The organism is Nonomuraea sp. NPDC003709 (assembly GCF_040610775.1).
Lineage (GTDB): Bacteria > Actinomycetota > Actinomycetes > Streptosporangiales > Streptosporangiaceae > Nonomuraea > Nonomuraea angiospora_A.
Genome location: NZ_JBEXMW010000045.1, coordinates 25,607 through 40,078 on the forward strand (window position 1 = coordinate 25,607; position 14,472 = coordinate 40,078).

The 14,472-nt window shown below is 71.8% G+C and carries 13 protein-coding genes; 5 read left to right on the forward strand and 8 right to left on the reverse strand.

Features of this window, described 5'->3' with window-relative positions:
• Window positions 1-94 precede the first annotated feature (94 nt).
• Window positions 95-1,264, forward strand: a complete 1,170-nt coding sequence (locus ABZX61_RS61810) for an MFS transporter (RefSeq protein ID WP_355211608.1) — start codon at window positions 95-97, stop codon at window positions 1,262-1,264.
• Window positions 1,254-2,645, forward strand: coding sequence for a M20/M25/M40 family metallo-hydrolase (locus ABZX61_RS61815; RefSeq protein WP_355211611.1), 1,392 nt, complete (start codon window positions 1,254-1,256; stop codon window positions 2,643-2,645). Before ABZX61_RS61810 ends, ABZX61_RS61815 begins: the two co-directional genes overlap by 11 nt.
• Here ABZX61_RS61815 and ABZX61_RS61820 read toward each other — a convergent pair.
• A complete protein-coding gene (locus ABZX61_RS61820; RefSeq protein ID WP_355211614.1) occupies window positions 2,606-6,007 on the reverse strand; it encodes a serine/threonine-protein kinase in 3,402 nt (1,133 codons plus the stop codon). The two genes, ABZX61_RS61815 and ABZX61_RS61820, sit on opposite strands and share 40 nt — an antisense overlap.
• Window positions 6,008-6,263: 256 nt before the next feature.
• On the opposite strand from ABZX61_RS61820, the gene ABZX61_RS61825 reads away from it, so the two are divergent.
• Both ABZX61_RS61825 and ABZX61_RS61830 read left to right on the forward strand, forming a co-directional pair.
• A complete protein-coding gene (locus ABZX61_RS61825) occupies window positions 6,264-6,854 on the forward strand; it encodes a Chromate resistance protein ChrB (RefSeq protein ID WP_355211617.1) in 591 nt (196 codons plus the stop codon).
• Window positions 6,851-7,291, forward strand: coding sequence for a DUF1232 domain-containing protein (locus tag ABZX61_RS61830; RefSeq protein ID WP_355211620.1), 441 nt, complete (start codon window positions 6,851-6,853; stop codon window positions 7,289-7,291). Before ABZX61_RS61825 ends, ABZX61_RS61830 begins: the two co-directional genes overlap by 4 nt.
• A 79-nt stretch (window positions 7,292-7,370) precedes the next feature.
• On the opposite strand, the gene ABZX61_RS61835 is transcribed toward ABZX61_RS61830, so the two are convergent.
• The 7 genes from ABZX61_RS61835 to ABZX61_RS61865 form a co-directional block, all read right to left on the reverse strand.
• Window positions 7,371-8,030 carry an SRPBCC domain-containing protein gene (locus tag ABZX61_RS61835; RefSeq protein WP_355211622.1) on the reverse strand — a complete coding sequence of 220 codons (660 nt, stop codon included), beginning with the start codon at window positions 8,028-8,030 and terminating at the stop codon, window positions 7,371-7,373.
• Window positions 8,027-8,602 (reverse strand): helix-turn-helix domain-containing protein, encoded by a 576-nt coding sequence (locus ABZX61_RS61840; RefSeq protein WP_355211625.1) that lies wholly within the window; start codon window positions 8,600-8,602, stop codon window positions 8,027-8,029. The genes ABZX61_RS61835 and ABZX61_RS61840 overlap by 4 nt, the downstream gene beginning before the upstream one ends.
• A gap of 79 nt (window positions 8,603-8,681) precedes the next feature.
• The gene (locus tag ABZX61_RS61845; protein WP_355211627.1) at window positions 8,682-10,127 is read right to left on the reverse strand and encodes a HAMP domain-containing sensor histidine kinase; all 1,446 of its coding nucleotides are present in this window, start codon (window positions 10,125-10,127) and stop codon (window positions 8,682-8,684) included.
• Window positions 10,124-10,891 carry a response regulator transcription factor gene (locus tag ABZX61_RS61850; RefSeq protein WP_355211630.1) on the reverse strand — a complete coding sequence of 256 codons (768 nt, stop codon included), beginning with the start codon at window positions 10,889-10,891 and terminating at the stop codon, window positions 10,124-10,126. The genes ABZX61_RS61845 and ABZX61_RS61850 overlap by 4 nt, the downstream gene beginning before the upstream one ends.
• A gap of 139 nt (window positions 10,892-11,030) precedes the next feature.
• Window positions 11,031-11,534 (reverse strand): hypothetical protein, encoded by a 504-nt coding sequence (locus ABZX61_RS61855; protein ID WP_355211632.1) that lies wholly within the window; start codon window positions 11,532-11,534, stop codon window positions 11,031-11,033.
• Between the two features lie 82 nt (window positions 11,535-11,616).
• Window positions 11,617-11,970 (reverse strand): hypothetical protein, encoded by a 354-nt coding sequence (locus ABZX61_RS61860; RefSeq protein WP_355211635.1) that lies wholly within the window; start codon window positions 11,968-11,970, stop codon window positions 11,617-11,619.
• Between the two features lie 199 nt (window positions 11,971-12,169).
• On the reverse strand, window positions 12,170-13,633 hold the full coding sequence (locus tag ABZX61_RS61865) for a hypothetical protein (RefSeq protein ID WP_355211638.1): 1,464 nt from the start codon (window positions 13,631-13,633) through the stop codon (window positions 12,170-12,172).
• Between the two features lie 86 nt (window positions 13,634-13,719).
• Here ABZX61_RS61865 and ABZX61_RS61870 point away from each other — a divergent pair, with 86 nt between their 5' ends.
• Window positions 13,720-14,451 (forward strand): response regulator transcription factor, encoded by a 732-nt coding sequence (locus tag ABZX61_RS61870; protein ID WP_355211641.1) that lies wholly within the window; start codon window positions 13,720-13,722, stop codon window positions 14,449-14,451.
• Window positions 14,452-14,472: the final 21 nt, after the last annotated feature.

The window sequence follows — 14,472 nt, forward strand, 5'->3', positions numbered from 1 at the left end:
GGGACACAGGCTCTCAGATCGGGATGAAACCTAGGGATGGCGGATAGGGCATTCGCCCGATGTGTTCGGCGGCCGTTCTGGCGAGGCTGGCCCGGTGATCCAGACCGGTGTGCAACCGCTGCTCAGCCGTCCGATGGTCGTCCTGGGGATGACCTCGGTCGCTGCGATGACGAGCTTCTACCTGCTTGTTCCGATCGTTCCGCTGTACACGGCGTCAGGTGGTTCGGGGGATATGGGCGCCGGGTTGTCCACCGGCGTCACCATGCTGGCGACGGTGCTCATGGAACTGGCCATGCCGGCGTTGCTGGCCCGGTACGGCTACCGCGTCGGCATGGCGCTGGGCGTCCTCCTTCTCGGCGTTCCCCCGGCCCTGCTGGTCCTGTCCTCCGCGTTGCCGATGGTGCTGGCCACGAGCCTGGCGCGCGGGGCCGGCCTGGCCATCGTGGTCGTGGTGGGCCCCGCCATGGTGGCCGAGCTGGCCCCGGCCGAACGCCGGGGCGAGGCGCTGGGCGCGTACGGCGTGGCCGTCGGGATCCCCGCGATCCTGGGGCTGCCGACCGGCTTGTGGCTGGTTCCGCTCATCGGCTACGGTCCGGTCTTCCTCGCGGGGACGGGGCTGGCGCTGCTCGCGCTCATCGGGATTCCCGGGCTGCCCGCGAGGGCGGCGCCGGTCGAGCAGCATGGAGGCGTCCTTCGCGCTCTGCGCCACGCCGGTCTCGCCCGGCCCGTCATCGTCTTCGCGACGATCACACTGGCGGCCGGCGTGCTGCTGACGTTCCTGCCGCTGGCCGTCCCCGCCAGCTCAGCGGGGACGGCCGCGACGGCGCTGCTCGCACACTCCTGCGCGATGCCGCTCGCACGGTGGGCGGCCGGCCGATACGGCGACCGCCACGGCCAGTCCGTCCTGCTGATGCCGGCCGTGTTCGCCGCGGTCATCGGGATGGCCGGGATCGTCTGGCTCGACAACCCCTACGCGGTGATCGCGGGGGCGGCGCTCTTCGGCGCCGGTTTCGGCGCCGCCCAGAACGTCACCCTGGTGCTGATGCTCGCGCGGTCCTCCTCCTCCGCGTTCGGCCGGGTGAGCGCGCTGTGGAACCTCGCCTACGACGGCGGGATGGGGATCGGCGCCGTCGGGTTCGGACTCGTGGCCGGGCCCGCGGGATATCCGGCGGGGTTCGCGCTGATCGTCGCGGTGCTGGCTCTCGCCGTTCTTCCCTCCTGGCTCGACACCCGATCGGAAAGGAAGCCCATCAATGAGCGATGACCTGCGGCGCGCCGTGCAGAAGGCGCTGCCGGGCGTACGAGCCGACCTCGAAGCCCTCATCCGCATCCCCTCGGTGAGCGCCGACCCGGCCGCGGCCGAGGACGTGCGCCGTTGCGCGGAGCTGACGGCACAGCTCTTCCGCTCCGGCGCCGCGCAGGAGGTGGAGATCCTGGACGACGTCCCCGGCGGCCGGCCGGTGGTCCTCGCCTGTTGTCCCGCACCACCCGGCCGTCCCACCGTGCTGCTGTACGCCCACTACGACGTGCAGCCCGCCGGCGATCCGGCCCTGTGGTCGAGCAGGCCGTTCGAGCCGCGCGAAAGCGGCGGGCGGCTGTACGGCCGCGGATCCGCCGACGACAAGGCGGGAATCGCCACCCACCTGGCCGCGTTGCGCGCGCACGGCGGGCGTCCGCCGGTCGGGGTCGTCGTCATCGTCGAAGGAGAGGAGGAGATCGGCTCCCCGACGCTCGGCGCCTTCCTCGACCGGCACCGTGACAGGCTCGCCGCTGACGTGATCGTGCTCGCCGACTCGGAGAACATCGACGTCGGCGTCCCTTCGTTCACCACCACGTTGCGCGGCATGGCCAACTGCGTCGTCGAGGTGCGGACGCTGGCCGAGAGCGTGCATTCCGGCACGTACGGCGGGGCCGCTCCCGACGCGCTCACCACGCTGTGCCGCCTGCTCGCCACCCTCCACGACGAGGACGGCCACGTCGCGGTGGACGGCCTGGTCTCCGGCCGCCCGCCGCGGACGGGCTACCCCGCGGAACGGTTCCGGGCCGAGGCGGGCGTGCTCGACGGCGTCCGGCTGCTCGGCTCGGGCGGCATCCCCGAACGGGTCTGGACCGGACCCGCGGCGACCGTCCTGGCCATCGACGCGCCCGCCGTATCCGGAGCCGCCAACGCCCTCACCGCATCCGCCCGAGCCAAGGTGAGCCTGCGCATCGCGCCGGGCGACGACGCGGTACGGGCCCGCGCCGCACTGGCCAGGCACCTCCGCGACCACGCACCCTGGGGCGCGCAGGTCGAGGTCACCGAGGCGGAGATCGCGCAGCCATACGCGGTCGACACCCGGGGTCCGGCCTTCGACGCGGCACGCCGCGCCTATCAGCGGGCCTTCGACGCCGACGTGGTCGATCTCGGAGGCGGCGGCGCCATCCCCTTCGTCGCGGAATTCGCCGCCGCGTACCCGAAAGCCGCCGTCCTCATCACGAGCCCCGGAGGCGACCCAGCCGCCCGCGCCCACAGCACCGACGAGAACCTGCACCTGGCCGACTTCGAACGCGCCTGCCTCGCCGAGGCACTCCTGCTCACCGAACTCGCGGACTGGGGCTCCGGCGCTCAAGAGCAGCTGTCACGGTACGGAAGATCCGGGACGTAGGCCCTCCATTCAGCGGTGGTGAGGGAGCCGCCCGCCCGCCGGCAGATCGCCCGGATGACGCCGGCAGGCTCGACGACGTGCGTCCGCGCCACCCCGTTGAGATCAAGGGTGACGACGCCGGCCCCGTCAGCCGTGAAGGCGATCGACTGGAGCTGCCCCATCTCCGAATCCCGACCTCCCCCAAAGTCACGTAGCGTACCGAGGCTCGTTCCCGTGACCGGATCGAACAACCGCACCCTGCCGTCCGTCGCGCCGACCGCGACGACGTCGTCACGCGGGGAGTAGGCGGCGATCGACAGATCGCCGGACTTGTCGCGGACGACCGGCCCGAGGCGCTTGCCGGCGGTGTCCCACAGCGTCAGGCGGCCTCGGGAGTCCAGGACCACCACGCCGCCGCCGTTGTGGCGGAAGAAGATCCGGCGGCCGACGGTGTCCCTTCCGCTGGCGCTGAAGGGCCCGGTCACCGGCCGTCCGGTGGCGGCGTCGAGCAGGCGCTGGCCGGCACCGGCGAGAGCCAGCCGCTTGCCGTCGGGGGAGAAGGCCACGTCGTTCGTCTCCGGGAGCGTCGTGTTCCAGAGCTTCCGCCTGGCCTTCCAGTCCCATACCTGGGCGGCGTACCTGAGCACGGCGCGGCCATCGTCCGGGCTGCGCAGGACGAGCGCGAGGCGGGTGCCGTCCGGGCTGAAGCTCACCACGTGGGGCTCCAGATCTCCCGGGTCGATCTGGCCCAGGGCGGCTCGCGTGGCGACGTCCACGATCTTCACCGTGCCCTGGTCCACCGCGGCCAGCAGCCTGCCGTCCTTGCTGAAGTACGCCTCCTCCATGGCGGGCAGGGCGCCCACCGCTTTGTTGCCGCGCACGTCGCGTAGCTGGGTCCGGTCGCCGGTCTGGGTCACCGAGAGCTGCCCGTCCGGGCTCAGCCTGCCGAAATTGGTCGAAGAGTCCGCCGGGGTGACGGAGAGGTCGGAGACGTCGACGGAGAAGACCCGGTCCTCGACGAGGTAGCGGAACGTCCGGCCGTCGAAGGCGCCCTGGGGCTGCTCGCCGTCAGTGTCCATGTTGCCCAGCAGCGGCACCGCGGTGAGCAGCTGGGCATCGGCCATCCGCCAGAACTGGACCTCCTTGCCGGTGATCGAGGCGAGCAGCTTCCCGTCCCCGCTGACCGTCACCGCGCCGCGGTTCCAGGTCCCCTGTGTGCCGGCGCCGTCCTTGACACCGATGTCCACGACGGACCTGTCCTCGACGTCGGTCAGGCGCACCGACTTCGCCCGCGGCGTCGCCTGCCACCTGCCGTCCGCGCTCGCCGTCGCGGCGACCGTGGAAGGCCGCGTGCGCTCGCCGGTCTGCGGATTCCACTGCTGGTACTTGTCGGGATCACGGATCACCACCGTCCGGTCGTCCGCGCGGACGATCTCCGCCCAGCCGTTCACGAGGTCGAGCGGGCGATCGAAGACCCAGGTCCCGATGGCCGTTCCGCCGGACAGCTCCCAGGCCCGGATCCGCTTGTCCGTCAGGACGACGAGCGTACGGCCCGAAGGGGCCAGGGCCACCGCGGTCACCTGGTCTCCGGCCAGCCCCAGCCGGTTGATCCCACCGATCCGCTTCCCGGTGCGCACGTCCCACACCTGGGCGGTGTCCTGGCTGACGTCGGCCAGGGTACGCCCGTCGGCACCGAGGGCCCGGACCGTGTCGCCGGCGCTCACCCGATCCGTGAACGTCGCCGACTCGCGCTGCGCGAGCGCCGTCATCAGCCCTGCCCTGGTGAGCGGCGTGCGGTCCAGGCTCCACGCCGCCACGCTCAGCCGCATCGCCAGCATCGGATCCGTGACGCGTACCTGTTGCACGAGCCCGGCCAGCCGGGTCGCCTCCGACCTGCCGAGCGACGCGGTGACCTCCTCAGCGCGCCGATCGGCGACCAAGCCCTGCTGGACGGCCAGCCCGCCGGCCGCCAGCGAGATCACCAGCAGCCCGCCCAGGGCCAGCGACACCAGCCGGGCACGCTTGGCGCCGCGTCTGGACAGGTCCGCGCTCGCCTGGAGGAAACCTCGCTCCACCGGGGCCAGCGTGATATCGCGCCGCGAGTTGGCCGCCCACTGCAGGGCGTCGTCCAGACTGCTGCCGCGGAACAGATCGCCGTCCCGCCGGCCGGCCCCGTCCCACCGGCGCGCCGCCGTGAGGATCTCCCGGTGGACCGCCAGCCCGTCGCGGTTGTTGCCGATCCAGTGCCTGTACCTGGGCCAGGCGTGCGGCAGGGCCGGCCGCGCCAGCCAGATCTCCTCGCCGCCCGTGGCCAGGAGGTACGTGAACACCTCCAGAATCCGGTTGATCGCCGCCGTCTCGTGCTGCCCTCTCCCCTGGAGGAGCTCGGCCCGGGCCGCCCGCCGTCCGATCAGCTCCCCATGCTCGTCCACGGTGACCAGCCGCAGGAAGACCTCGGCCACCATCTCGCGCTCGGCCGGCCCGAGCATCGCGTACGCCTCCTCCGCCAGCGCGCCCAGCGCGGGATCGTCGGCCGTCACCGCGATCCGGGTGGCCTCGCGGCCGCCCATGGCGAGCAGCCCGGCGACATCCAGCTGCCCGCCGCCGCTGACCAGGCCGAGCAGCAGCTCCCGGGAGGTCGGACGGTCGAGCGGATCCTTGGCCAGGGCGGCGGCCACCAGCGGGTGCAGCGACTCCGGCAGCACGCTGAGATCCGGGCTGGCGGACAACACGCGGTGCATGACCCCGCCCAGGCTCTCGGCCTGGAACGGGTCCTCGCCGGTGGCGGCGAACATCATGATGCCGGCCCAGGCGAACACGTCCGCCGGCGCCCCCGCCCGGTGCCCGGTGAACACCTCCGGGGCCATGTACGTGGGCGTTCCCGAGACCAGGCCGGTCTCGGTGAGCGACATCTCCATCGTCCGGGAGATGCCGAAGTCGATCACTCGCGGGCCGTCCGGCCCGAGCAGCACGTTGTCCGGCTTCAGATCACGGTGGATCACGCCTGCCTCGTGGACGGCGGTCAGGGCGGTGGCGATGGCGGTGGCCAGCCGGTGCAGGTCCCCGCCCACGAACCGGCGGCCGTCGAGGACGACCTGACGCAGGCTCGGCCCTTCGACGTACTCACTGACGATGTACGGGCGAGTCCCCTCCAACTGGGCGTCGAGCACGCGCGCGGTGCAGAACGAGGCCACCCGCTGCGCGGCCGTCATCTCCCTGCCCAGCTGGGCGGCCTGGTCGCTGTGCAGGACCTTGATCGCGACGCGGCGGGCGTCCTCCGTGTAGGCCTCATAGACGATCCCCTGGCCGCCCGCGCCCAGCCGCCCTGCCAGCCAGTACTGCCCCAGCCGCTGCGGATCCCCATCCAGCAGTTTCGTCGCCATGCATCATCCCCGTTTGTCAGTGACTATGCGGGATTCGATGCGCCCGGCCCGAATAAAGTTCGATCACGACAGCTCACTCGTGCGGGGCCGAGGAGGCGCGAGCAGAGCCTCAGCCTGCGCCATCGGCAAGGGGACGACCAGCGCCCCTCCCACAACCAGGAGCACCCGCACCGCCGACCCCGGGCGACGGCGCGGGTGTGCATCCGATGCGATGTACACCTCTTGCTGCCATTTGTTACGGATGTAACATGGCGGCGTGACGGATCATACGGACGAGGCGGGATGGTTGCTGGTCAGCGTGTCCACGGCCGGGGCCGCGCCGACGCTTCGTGTGCAGGTGTGGCGCAAGCTGCGTTCGCTGGGTGCGTTGTATCTGCAGCAGTCGGTATGTCTGCTGCCCGAGCGGGAGCAGACGTTGCGGCAGGTGCGGCGGTTGCTGGATCGGGTGCGCCAGCAGGGCGGTACGGGCCGCATGTTGCGTCTGACCCTGACCGACGCGGCGGAGGAGCGGCAGGTCATCGGCGAGTTCAACGCCGCCCGCGACGCCGAGTACGCCGAGGTGCTGGAGCGCCTGCCCGCCTTCCGCGGCGAGCTGGCCACGGAGCGGGAGCGGGGCCGGGCCACCTACGCCGAGGTCGAGGAGTCGGAGGCGGATCTGGAACGGTTCCGCTCCTGGATGGCCAAGATCGACGCGCGGGACTACTTCGCCGCCCCGACCGGCGCGGCGGCTCAGGCGGCGGTCGAGGAGGCGTCCGCCGACCTGGCCGCCTTCGAGCAGGCGGCGCTGGCGGCCGAGGCCCCGATCGGCGTCGGGCCGTCGGATGTGCGTGAGGGTGATGAGGCATGACCGGCTCGTGGTTCTGGGACCTGTTGATCGGGATCGTGGTGGCGCTGCTGGTGGCCTGGGTGGTGCTGATCGGCGCGCTGGCGATCGTCCGGCCCCGTGGCGGCCTGTTGCGTGAGGCGTTGCGGCTGCTGCCGGATGTGCTGCGCTTGGTGCGCCGGCTGGCGGCCGATCCCGGTCTGCCGCGCGGGGTACGGGTCCGGCTGGCGCTGCTGCTGGCGTACCTGGCCCTGCCCATCGACCTGGTGCCCGACTTCATCCCCCTGCTCGGCTACGCCGACGACGCCATCATCGTCACCGCCGTCCTGCGCTCTGTCGTACGCCGCGCCGGGCTGCCCGCCGTACGCAGGCACTGGCCTGGCACCGACGACGGCTTCGCCGTTCTGGCCCGGCTAACCGGGCTGGACAGAGCGTCCACCGGTCCTCAAGAGGCGGAATGACGGCGCAATCGTGGGCGGGTTGCTGTCGTTCTCGCTCGCGGTGGTGCAGCGGCGGCCTGATCCTCTCGACTCCCCGGCGTTACGGGATGACCTCGGGGTCCTTGACGTTCGCCTGCCAGCGGGCGGCCCACCGGTCGCGTAGTGCGGCGAAGTCGCCGTCGTCCAGGCCGTAGGTGCTGACGATGACGTTGACCTGGGCAGGTTGGGGATCGGCGGGGTCGGCGCCGACCGAGACGAGGTGGCCCTCGTCGTTCACGATGCCGGCCTCGTGCCAGCGGGTGCCCGGGCCGATGATCTCGATCACCTGCGCCCCGGTGGCCTGGCCTGCCAGGTAGATGGTACGGCGGCGCCCCGACGGAGCTCTGTCCAAGTAGAAGCGGAGCTGCTCCAGGTAGAACCGCCATCCTTCGGCGACTCCGCCGTACAGGTCCTGCCAGTCCGCGCCTTCCAGGTTGGGCACCACGAGCCGAACCACCGTGCGCGTATCGTCGGCGGTCAAGGTCAGCTCGGTGCCGTCGTCGAAGGCGACCCGCTCGGGCGGATGCAGCTCAGAGTCGTCGACGAAGGATCGGATCTCCTCCGCCAGGCCCGTGGCAGGCCTGGCCGGAGCGGTGTGGCTCGCGTCATAGTCGTAGCCGAACCACTCGTGCAATCCCTCCGGCGTGCTGACGGCACGCCAGACCGCGTCCTGGCGCGCGTTGACGGTCAGCTCGACCAACGGACGCTTCTGGTGACTCATGGCCTGTCCTCTCGTTCTTGATCGCTTACGGGCGTGGGGTGGCCGCCGATGATGAGGCGGTACCGGCGAGTCGACTCGGGTGAGTCGTAGGAGGCCACCAGGTCGGCCACGCGGGCGGCCAGGTCGGTGGCGAACCGGCTGATGTCGGCCGGTTCGGCGAAGCCCACGTCGGTCTCGATGGTGAAGGTGACCAGCCGCTTGCCCTCCTGCGCGGCTTGCTCGCGCATCTCGGCCACGTCGCCGAACGTGCGGGCGGTCACGGCCAGGAGCGTGTCGGCCGCGAAACGGTCCTGCTCGCCGGGAGAGGGCGCGCCGACCACCTCCGGCGCCACCACCACGGTCCGCGCGGTCGCGCGCACGATCCGCTCCTGGCGGCCGCGCCGCTGACGCAGCTCCACCACCTCGACCAGCCCGGCCTTCTCCAGCTCGCGGAGGTGGTAGTTGACCCGCTGCCGGGTTTCCCCCAGCCGCGCGGCGACCGTGGTGGCAGATGCCGGCTCGCGCAGTTCCTCCAGCACCCGCTTGCGCAGTGGTGACAGCGATCCGCGTACCACATCGAGTTCCGCAGCCATAGACGCATAGTGGATTTGAAAATTCCGTTTGTCAAATGTCTTCGACGAGCTCCCGGGCGAGCACGAGCCGCGCAGGACCTCAACGGGTGCGTATGCCGGTGCGGGATCGGTGCCGAGTCCGCTCGGCAGGTGCGGCCCGGCGGACGGCAGCGGCGGGGTGGAGGCGGACGGTGGCGTCCAGGCCACCGCCGGAGGCGGGGTTGAGGGTGATCTGGCCGCCGCCGGCCTGCGCAAGCTGCTGGACGATCGGCAGTCCAAGGCCGGTGCCGTCGTGGTGGGTGGTGCCGGGGGCACGCCAGAACCGGTCGAAGGCACGGGTGCGGTCGGCCGCGCTCATGCCCGGCCCCTGATCGATCACATGCAGCTGGACGTACAGCGTGCCGTCGGATGCGGTGGCGGGCTCGCGGTGCAGCGTGATCGTGCTGGCGGGCGGTGCGACACGCAGCGCGTTGGAGACCAGGTTGTCGACGATCTGCTCCAGAGCCCCCGGGATGGCCTGCACTTTCCCCGCAGGTTGGCCGCTCAGGGTGAGGTGCACGTGGTGTTCGGCGGCCAGGGCGGCCCAGACGGCGGCCCGGTCGGCCAGCACCGCGTCCAGGTCGACCGGCTCGGGTACGGTGGCCGCGTGCTCCAGCCGGGCCAGCGCGAGCAGCCCGTTGACCATCCGGGCCAGCCGATCCACCTCGCCGACGGCCTCATCCAGGCTGGGGTGGGCGCGTGGGTGCAGGTAGGGTTCGAAGTTCTCCAGGCGCAGCCGCAGCGCGGTCAGTGGGGTCTTGAGCTGGTGGGATGCCTCGGAGGCGAACGCGCGCTGGGCGTGCAGCAGATGCCGTAACCGGGTGGCGGTGCGGGTGAAGGTGGCGGCCAGGCGGCGCAGCTCGGGCGGCCCGAGCCTGGACAGGGCCGGGTCGGGCTCGTGCCCGTCGGCCAGCGCGGCGGTGGCCGCCTCCAGAGCGCGGACCGGGCGGGTCACCCATCGGGCCAGGGCGAACGCGATCAGGGCGGCGGCGGCCAGCACGCATGCGCCGCCGAGGGCCAGCGCGAGCCAGAGGGTACGCACCCGGTCGGTGACGGCGCTCATGGGGTAGGTCAGGCGCAGCGCCCCGCGTACGGTGGCGCCCGAGGCACCGGGCATGGTGGCCGACAGCACCTCACCGGCCGGGGTGGCCCGGGTGCCGATCGTGGGCCGGTTGCCCAAGGCCGAGGCGATGTCCGCTTCACCGGACAGGTCGGCCCCTGCTTCCCGCGCGCCGGAGTCGGCCAGGACGAGCCCGCGCCGGTCGACCACGACCACCCGCCCGCCGGTGCGCCCGGCGTACTGGCGGGCCAGGTCGGGCAGGGCGGCGAGGTTGCCTTCCTCGATCTCCTCCTCGGCCAGCTCGGCCAGCATCGCGGCGTCCCGTTCGGCCGAGGCGGCGAAGCGGTCCCGCTCCCCACTGGCGTAGACCAGGCCGAGGGGGATCTCCAGGGCGGCCAGCGCGAGCAGCACCAGGCCCAGGTAGCTGAGCAGCAGCCGCCGGGTCACCGCGGCACCGCACCACACCGCCCGGCAGCCTGGACGGCGGGAGTCTCGGCGACGGGGTCCACCAGGCGGAAGCCGACCCCGCGCACGGTGGCGATCCACGCCGAATCGCCGAGCTTGCGGCGCAGGGCCGCGATGTGCGCGTCCAGCGTCTTGGTGGGACCGAAGAAGTGCGGGTCCCACACCTCGTCCAGGATCTGCTGACGGGAGTAGACCGCGCCGGCGTCGGTGGCCAGATACGCCAGCAGGTCGAACTCCTTGGGCGTCAACGCCACCTCGTTCCCGGCCAGACGCACCTGGCGGGTGCGGCGATCGATGGCCAGCGCTCCGACATGCTGTACTCCGTCCGCCGCCGCGGACGGGGTCGCGTCGGCGATGGGGGAGGTCAGAGCCGGACTGCCGGCACGGACGCGGCGCATCACCGCGCGGATCCTCGCCACCAGTTCCCGTACACCGAAGGGCTTGGCCAGGTAGTCATCGGCCCCCAGCTCCAGCCCCAGGACCCGGTCGATCTCCTCACCGCGCGCGGTGATCATGATGATCGGCACGTCCGAACCCGTCCTCAGCGCCCGGCACACGTCCAGGCCGTCCATATCGGGTAACCCGAGGTCCAGTAGAACCATCTCCGGCCGATCGGCGGCCCGGCCGGCCAGGGCCAGCGCCTCGGCGCCGGTGCGGGCGCGGGCCACCGTGAAGCCGTGGTGGCCCAGGCCCTCGGTCAGCGGGTCGGCGATCCGGTCGTCATCCTCGATCAGCAGCACCAGCATGCCGTCAGGCTGACACAATCCGGGCACCGCGGGAGGAGTGAACACCACAACCTGCTGGGGAGTCGGACCGGCACCGAGCTTATCCGAGCGCTCCGGTCCGGGTGCGGGGTGGACGACCTGCCGCACGGCGGTGGACGCCTCAGTGGCGCCCGTCATCATCGCCGCCACCGCGCTCCCCGTCACGCCGCTCGTCATCGGCCCAGTCATCGGCCCAGTCATCGGCCTGGTCATCGGCCTGGTCATCGGTCCGGTCATCGGTCCGGTCATCGGCGGGCGCGCCTGTCGGCTGCGTTTCGGCGCTCCGGCCGGGGCGCGGACCGGCCGGGGAGGCGGATCGTTGACCGGGCGTCGCGGCAGGCGTGTCGGCAGGGCCGGCCGACGACTCCTGCGACACCCCGATCGGTACTTCGCCACGCGACCAGGTCACCGACGGGACGGGTTGCGAGGCCGACTCGCTCACCATCGTCATGGCCACCGTGAAGCCGGGCACCGCCAGCGCCGCGACGGCGAAGGCCAGCACCGTCCAGCGGCGCACGCCAGGGACGGCAGCGTCACGGTGGCCGTCGCCGAGGCGTTGCCGTACGGACTCGCCGCCCGCCTCGTCGGGGGCCTGCGCGGCGACAGTCCGGCGGAGCGGGAGCACGCGCCCCGCACGTGGCAGACGGGGTTTCCGAGGAGCCGACACGTTGTTCTCCTTCGCAGCTGATAAAAGGTCAGGCCGGCGGTCAGTCCTCGTCTTCTTCTTCGGTGCCTTCCTTCTTGGTGTCGACGACCTTGTAGCTCTTGTCCAGGTAGACCTCGACCGCGCTGCCGTCGGCCTGCTGAACCTCCACGGCGTACATGCCGGGCTTCTCGGCGTCGTGCTCGGACTTCAGCACCGTGCCCGGATAGGCGGCCAGCGCCGCCTCCTCGGCCTTCTGCTTGACCTCACCGGTCAGCGGCGGCTCTTCCTTCTTTTCGCCCGCCTGCGCGCCGGCCACTGGTGCTGCGGCCGGCTGCTGCGAGCCGCCGCAGCCGACGAGCCCGAACAGCATCACGGCAAGCGGAACACCGGCAAGGACACGGGTTATGGCCTTCATCGACGAAGCCTCCATCAAGGTGGGGGACGGCACCGCGCCCGGACGCGTCGTCCGGCCGTCGGGGCCAGGGGAACGTCCACGACCCTAGGAACCGCCGTTGTGGAGGCAGTCCAGCAAAGCGATAGAAGCCGTCCAGAAGCTCACCAAACTTCCCGCCGGCCGGCCGACGCCCGTCAGGCCCTCCCGTCCCGCACGTCCGCTATCGCCAGTCGGTGTCCGCGACCGGTTTCCGGCCGACGGCGATCCACATGACGATCACCGTGTAGGCGCCGAGCACGGCGAGCCCGGCCCACCAGGGGAGCGGGAAGTAGCCGGCCGACGGCGCGTAATGCGCGGTCACCTGCGGGTACTCGGTCATCGTCTGCTGGACGGCGAAGCCGGCGGCGGGGGTGAGCCGCAGCAGCCACTCCGAGACGGGGTCGGGCAGCAGCGGGAGCGTGGCGACCGTGTACGGCAGGGCGATCAACGACAGTCCGATGAGGTTCGCCGTCCAGCCGCGGCGCAGCCGCAGACCGAGTCCGAAGGCGGGGATTCCGCAGAGGGCGAGCACGACGGCGAGGCCGGTGACCACGCGGGCGCCGGTCAGCATGGGCACCGGCACCAGGATGCCGTTGCCCTTCAAGATCGCCATCCCCGCCGGCACGACGATGCCGACGGCCACGAGACCGGTGACGAAGGTCGCCGCGGCGACGACGATCGTCCGGGCGTCGATCACCCGCCGGGACGGCGCCTCGAGGGCTGCGCCGTAGTGGGCCGCGACGATGAGCACGATGATCAGCCCGATCGGCAGCCCGAGCAGGAGAGCCTTGACACCCTCGTCGCCGGACGGCCCGATGTCGCCGCTGCCGCTGACCGTGATGACGCCGTCCTTCTCCACGGCCCTCGACGGGTTGCGCTTCTCCCAGTCGGCTGTGCTCGCGCCGCCCACCGGTTCGCTGTGCCACGCGCCGGCGGCGGCACCGTCGAGAGTGACGTTGTCGAAGACGCCGACAGCTTGGGTATGCCGTTCCTGCCCCATCGCGCCGCCAAGGCCGGCCTTGCGGAGCGTGAGGTTGTTGGGGGAGGTGGCGAAGAGGCCGACCTGGACGTTGTCCGGGAGCCCGTCGAGCTTCGCCGAGGCGACGGTGTGCCATTGCCTGCCGTCGGTGGACTCGGCGCCGGTGATGTTGTCGCCCGAGCGGGTCAGGCGCAGCCAGCGAGGGGACTGCTGCGAGACGTCGCCGCCGCGTCCGGCGACGTCGTGCGTGTAGTCGTACTGGAAACGTACGCCGTGGCCGCCGGTCATCATGAGCGCCGCGTACCGGGAGCCCGGCCGCACGCCGTCCTTGATGACGATGCCGGCTTTCGCCCACGGCACCAGCCCGGGCACGATCTGGTCGTGGTTCGGCGGCGGATAGGTGATCGTGCCGGTCATCGAGGTCAGCCGGACCGTGATGCCGCCCTCGCGGCCCAGGTCGCGGTGCAGGAACGAGAACTGGTCTCTGACGACGGTGTCGTCGTAGGAGACCAGTTGCCGGCAGGGACCGTCGCAGCCTGAGCGGTTGCCGGAGGCGAACTGCAGGCCCACCGCGATCACGATGAGCCCGGCGGCGGCCAGGGCGATCAGCCTGCCCGAGCGACGGAACGCGGGCCACTCGGACCGGATGAGTTGGGTCGTCGACATGGCGCCGGTTCTACAGATCGGACCGTAACGCGGCCCGAAGCGGCGTTGTCACGCTGCTGTTAGGTGCTCCGGGGCATGCTGGAGGCATGATCGGGCTGCGCAGCGGGACCGTCGGGTTACGGTTCACCCTCTTGTACGCCGTCGTGTTCCTCCTTTCGGGTGTCGGACTGCTGGGCCTGACCTTCCTGTTCTCCGGCGAGCGCAAGAGCAACGGCCCCGCTGGGAATCCCTCCGGCCAGGCGCAGCAGCGCATCCGGCAGCTGGCCGCCGCGGCCAAGCTCGACTTCACCCCGTACGACGTGGTGGTCCTGGATCGGGACCTGCCCGGCCTGCACGGTGACACGGTGTGCCAGATGATGACCGACCGGGCGGCGCGGCCGATGGTGCTGATGCTGACCGCGGCGAGCGCGCCCGGCGACCGGGTCAGCGGGCTGACCCTCGGCGCGGACGACTATCTCGCCAAGCCCTTCCACTTCCCGGAACTCGTCCTGCGCATCCACGCCCTGGCCCGCCGCAAGCCCGACGCGCGGCCCCGGACGCTGCGCGCGGCCGGGATCGAGCTGGACCCGGTCCGCCGCACGGTCGTTCGCGACGGGCGGCAACTGGACCTCTCGGTGAAGGAGTTCGCCGTGCTGGAGGCGCTGCTGCGGACGAGCCCCGGCTTTCTGAGCGCCGAAACCCTGCTCGAACAGGTGTGGGACGAGAGCGCCGACCGGTTCACCAACACCGTCGCAGTGACGATGGGCCGGCTGCGGCGCAAGCTCGGCGACCCGCCGGTCATCGCGACAACGCCCGGAGTCGGCTACCACATCGCCTAGCCGACGCACACTCCTCCCGGC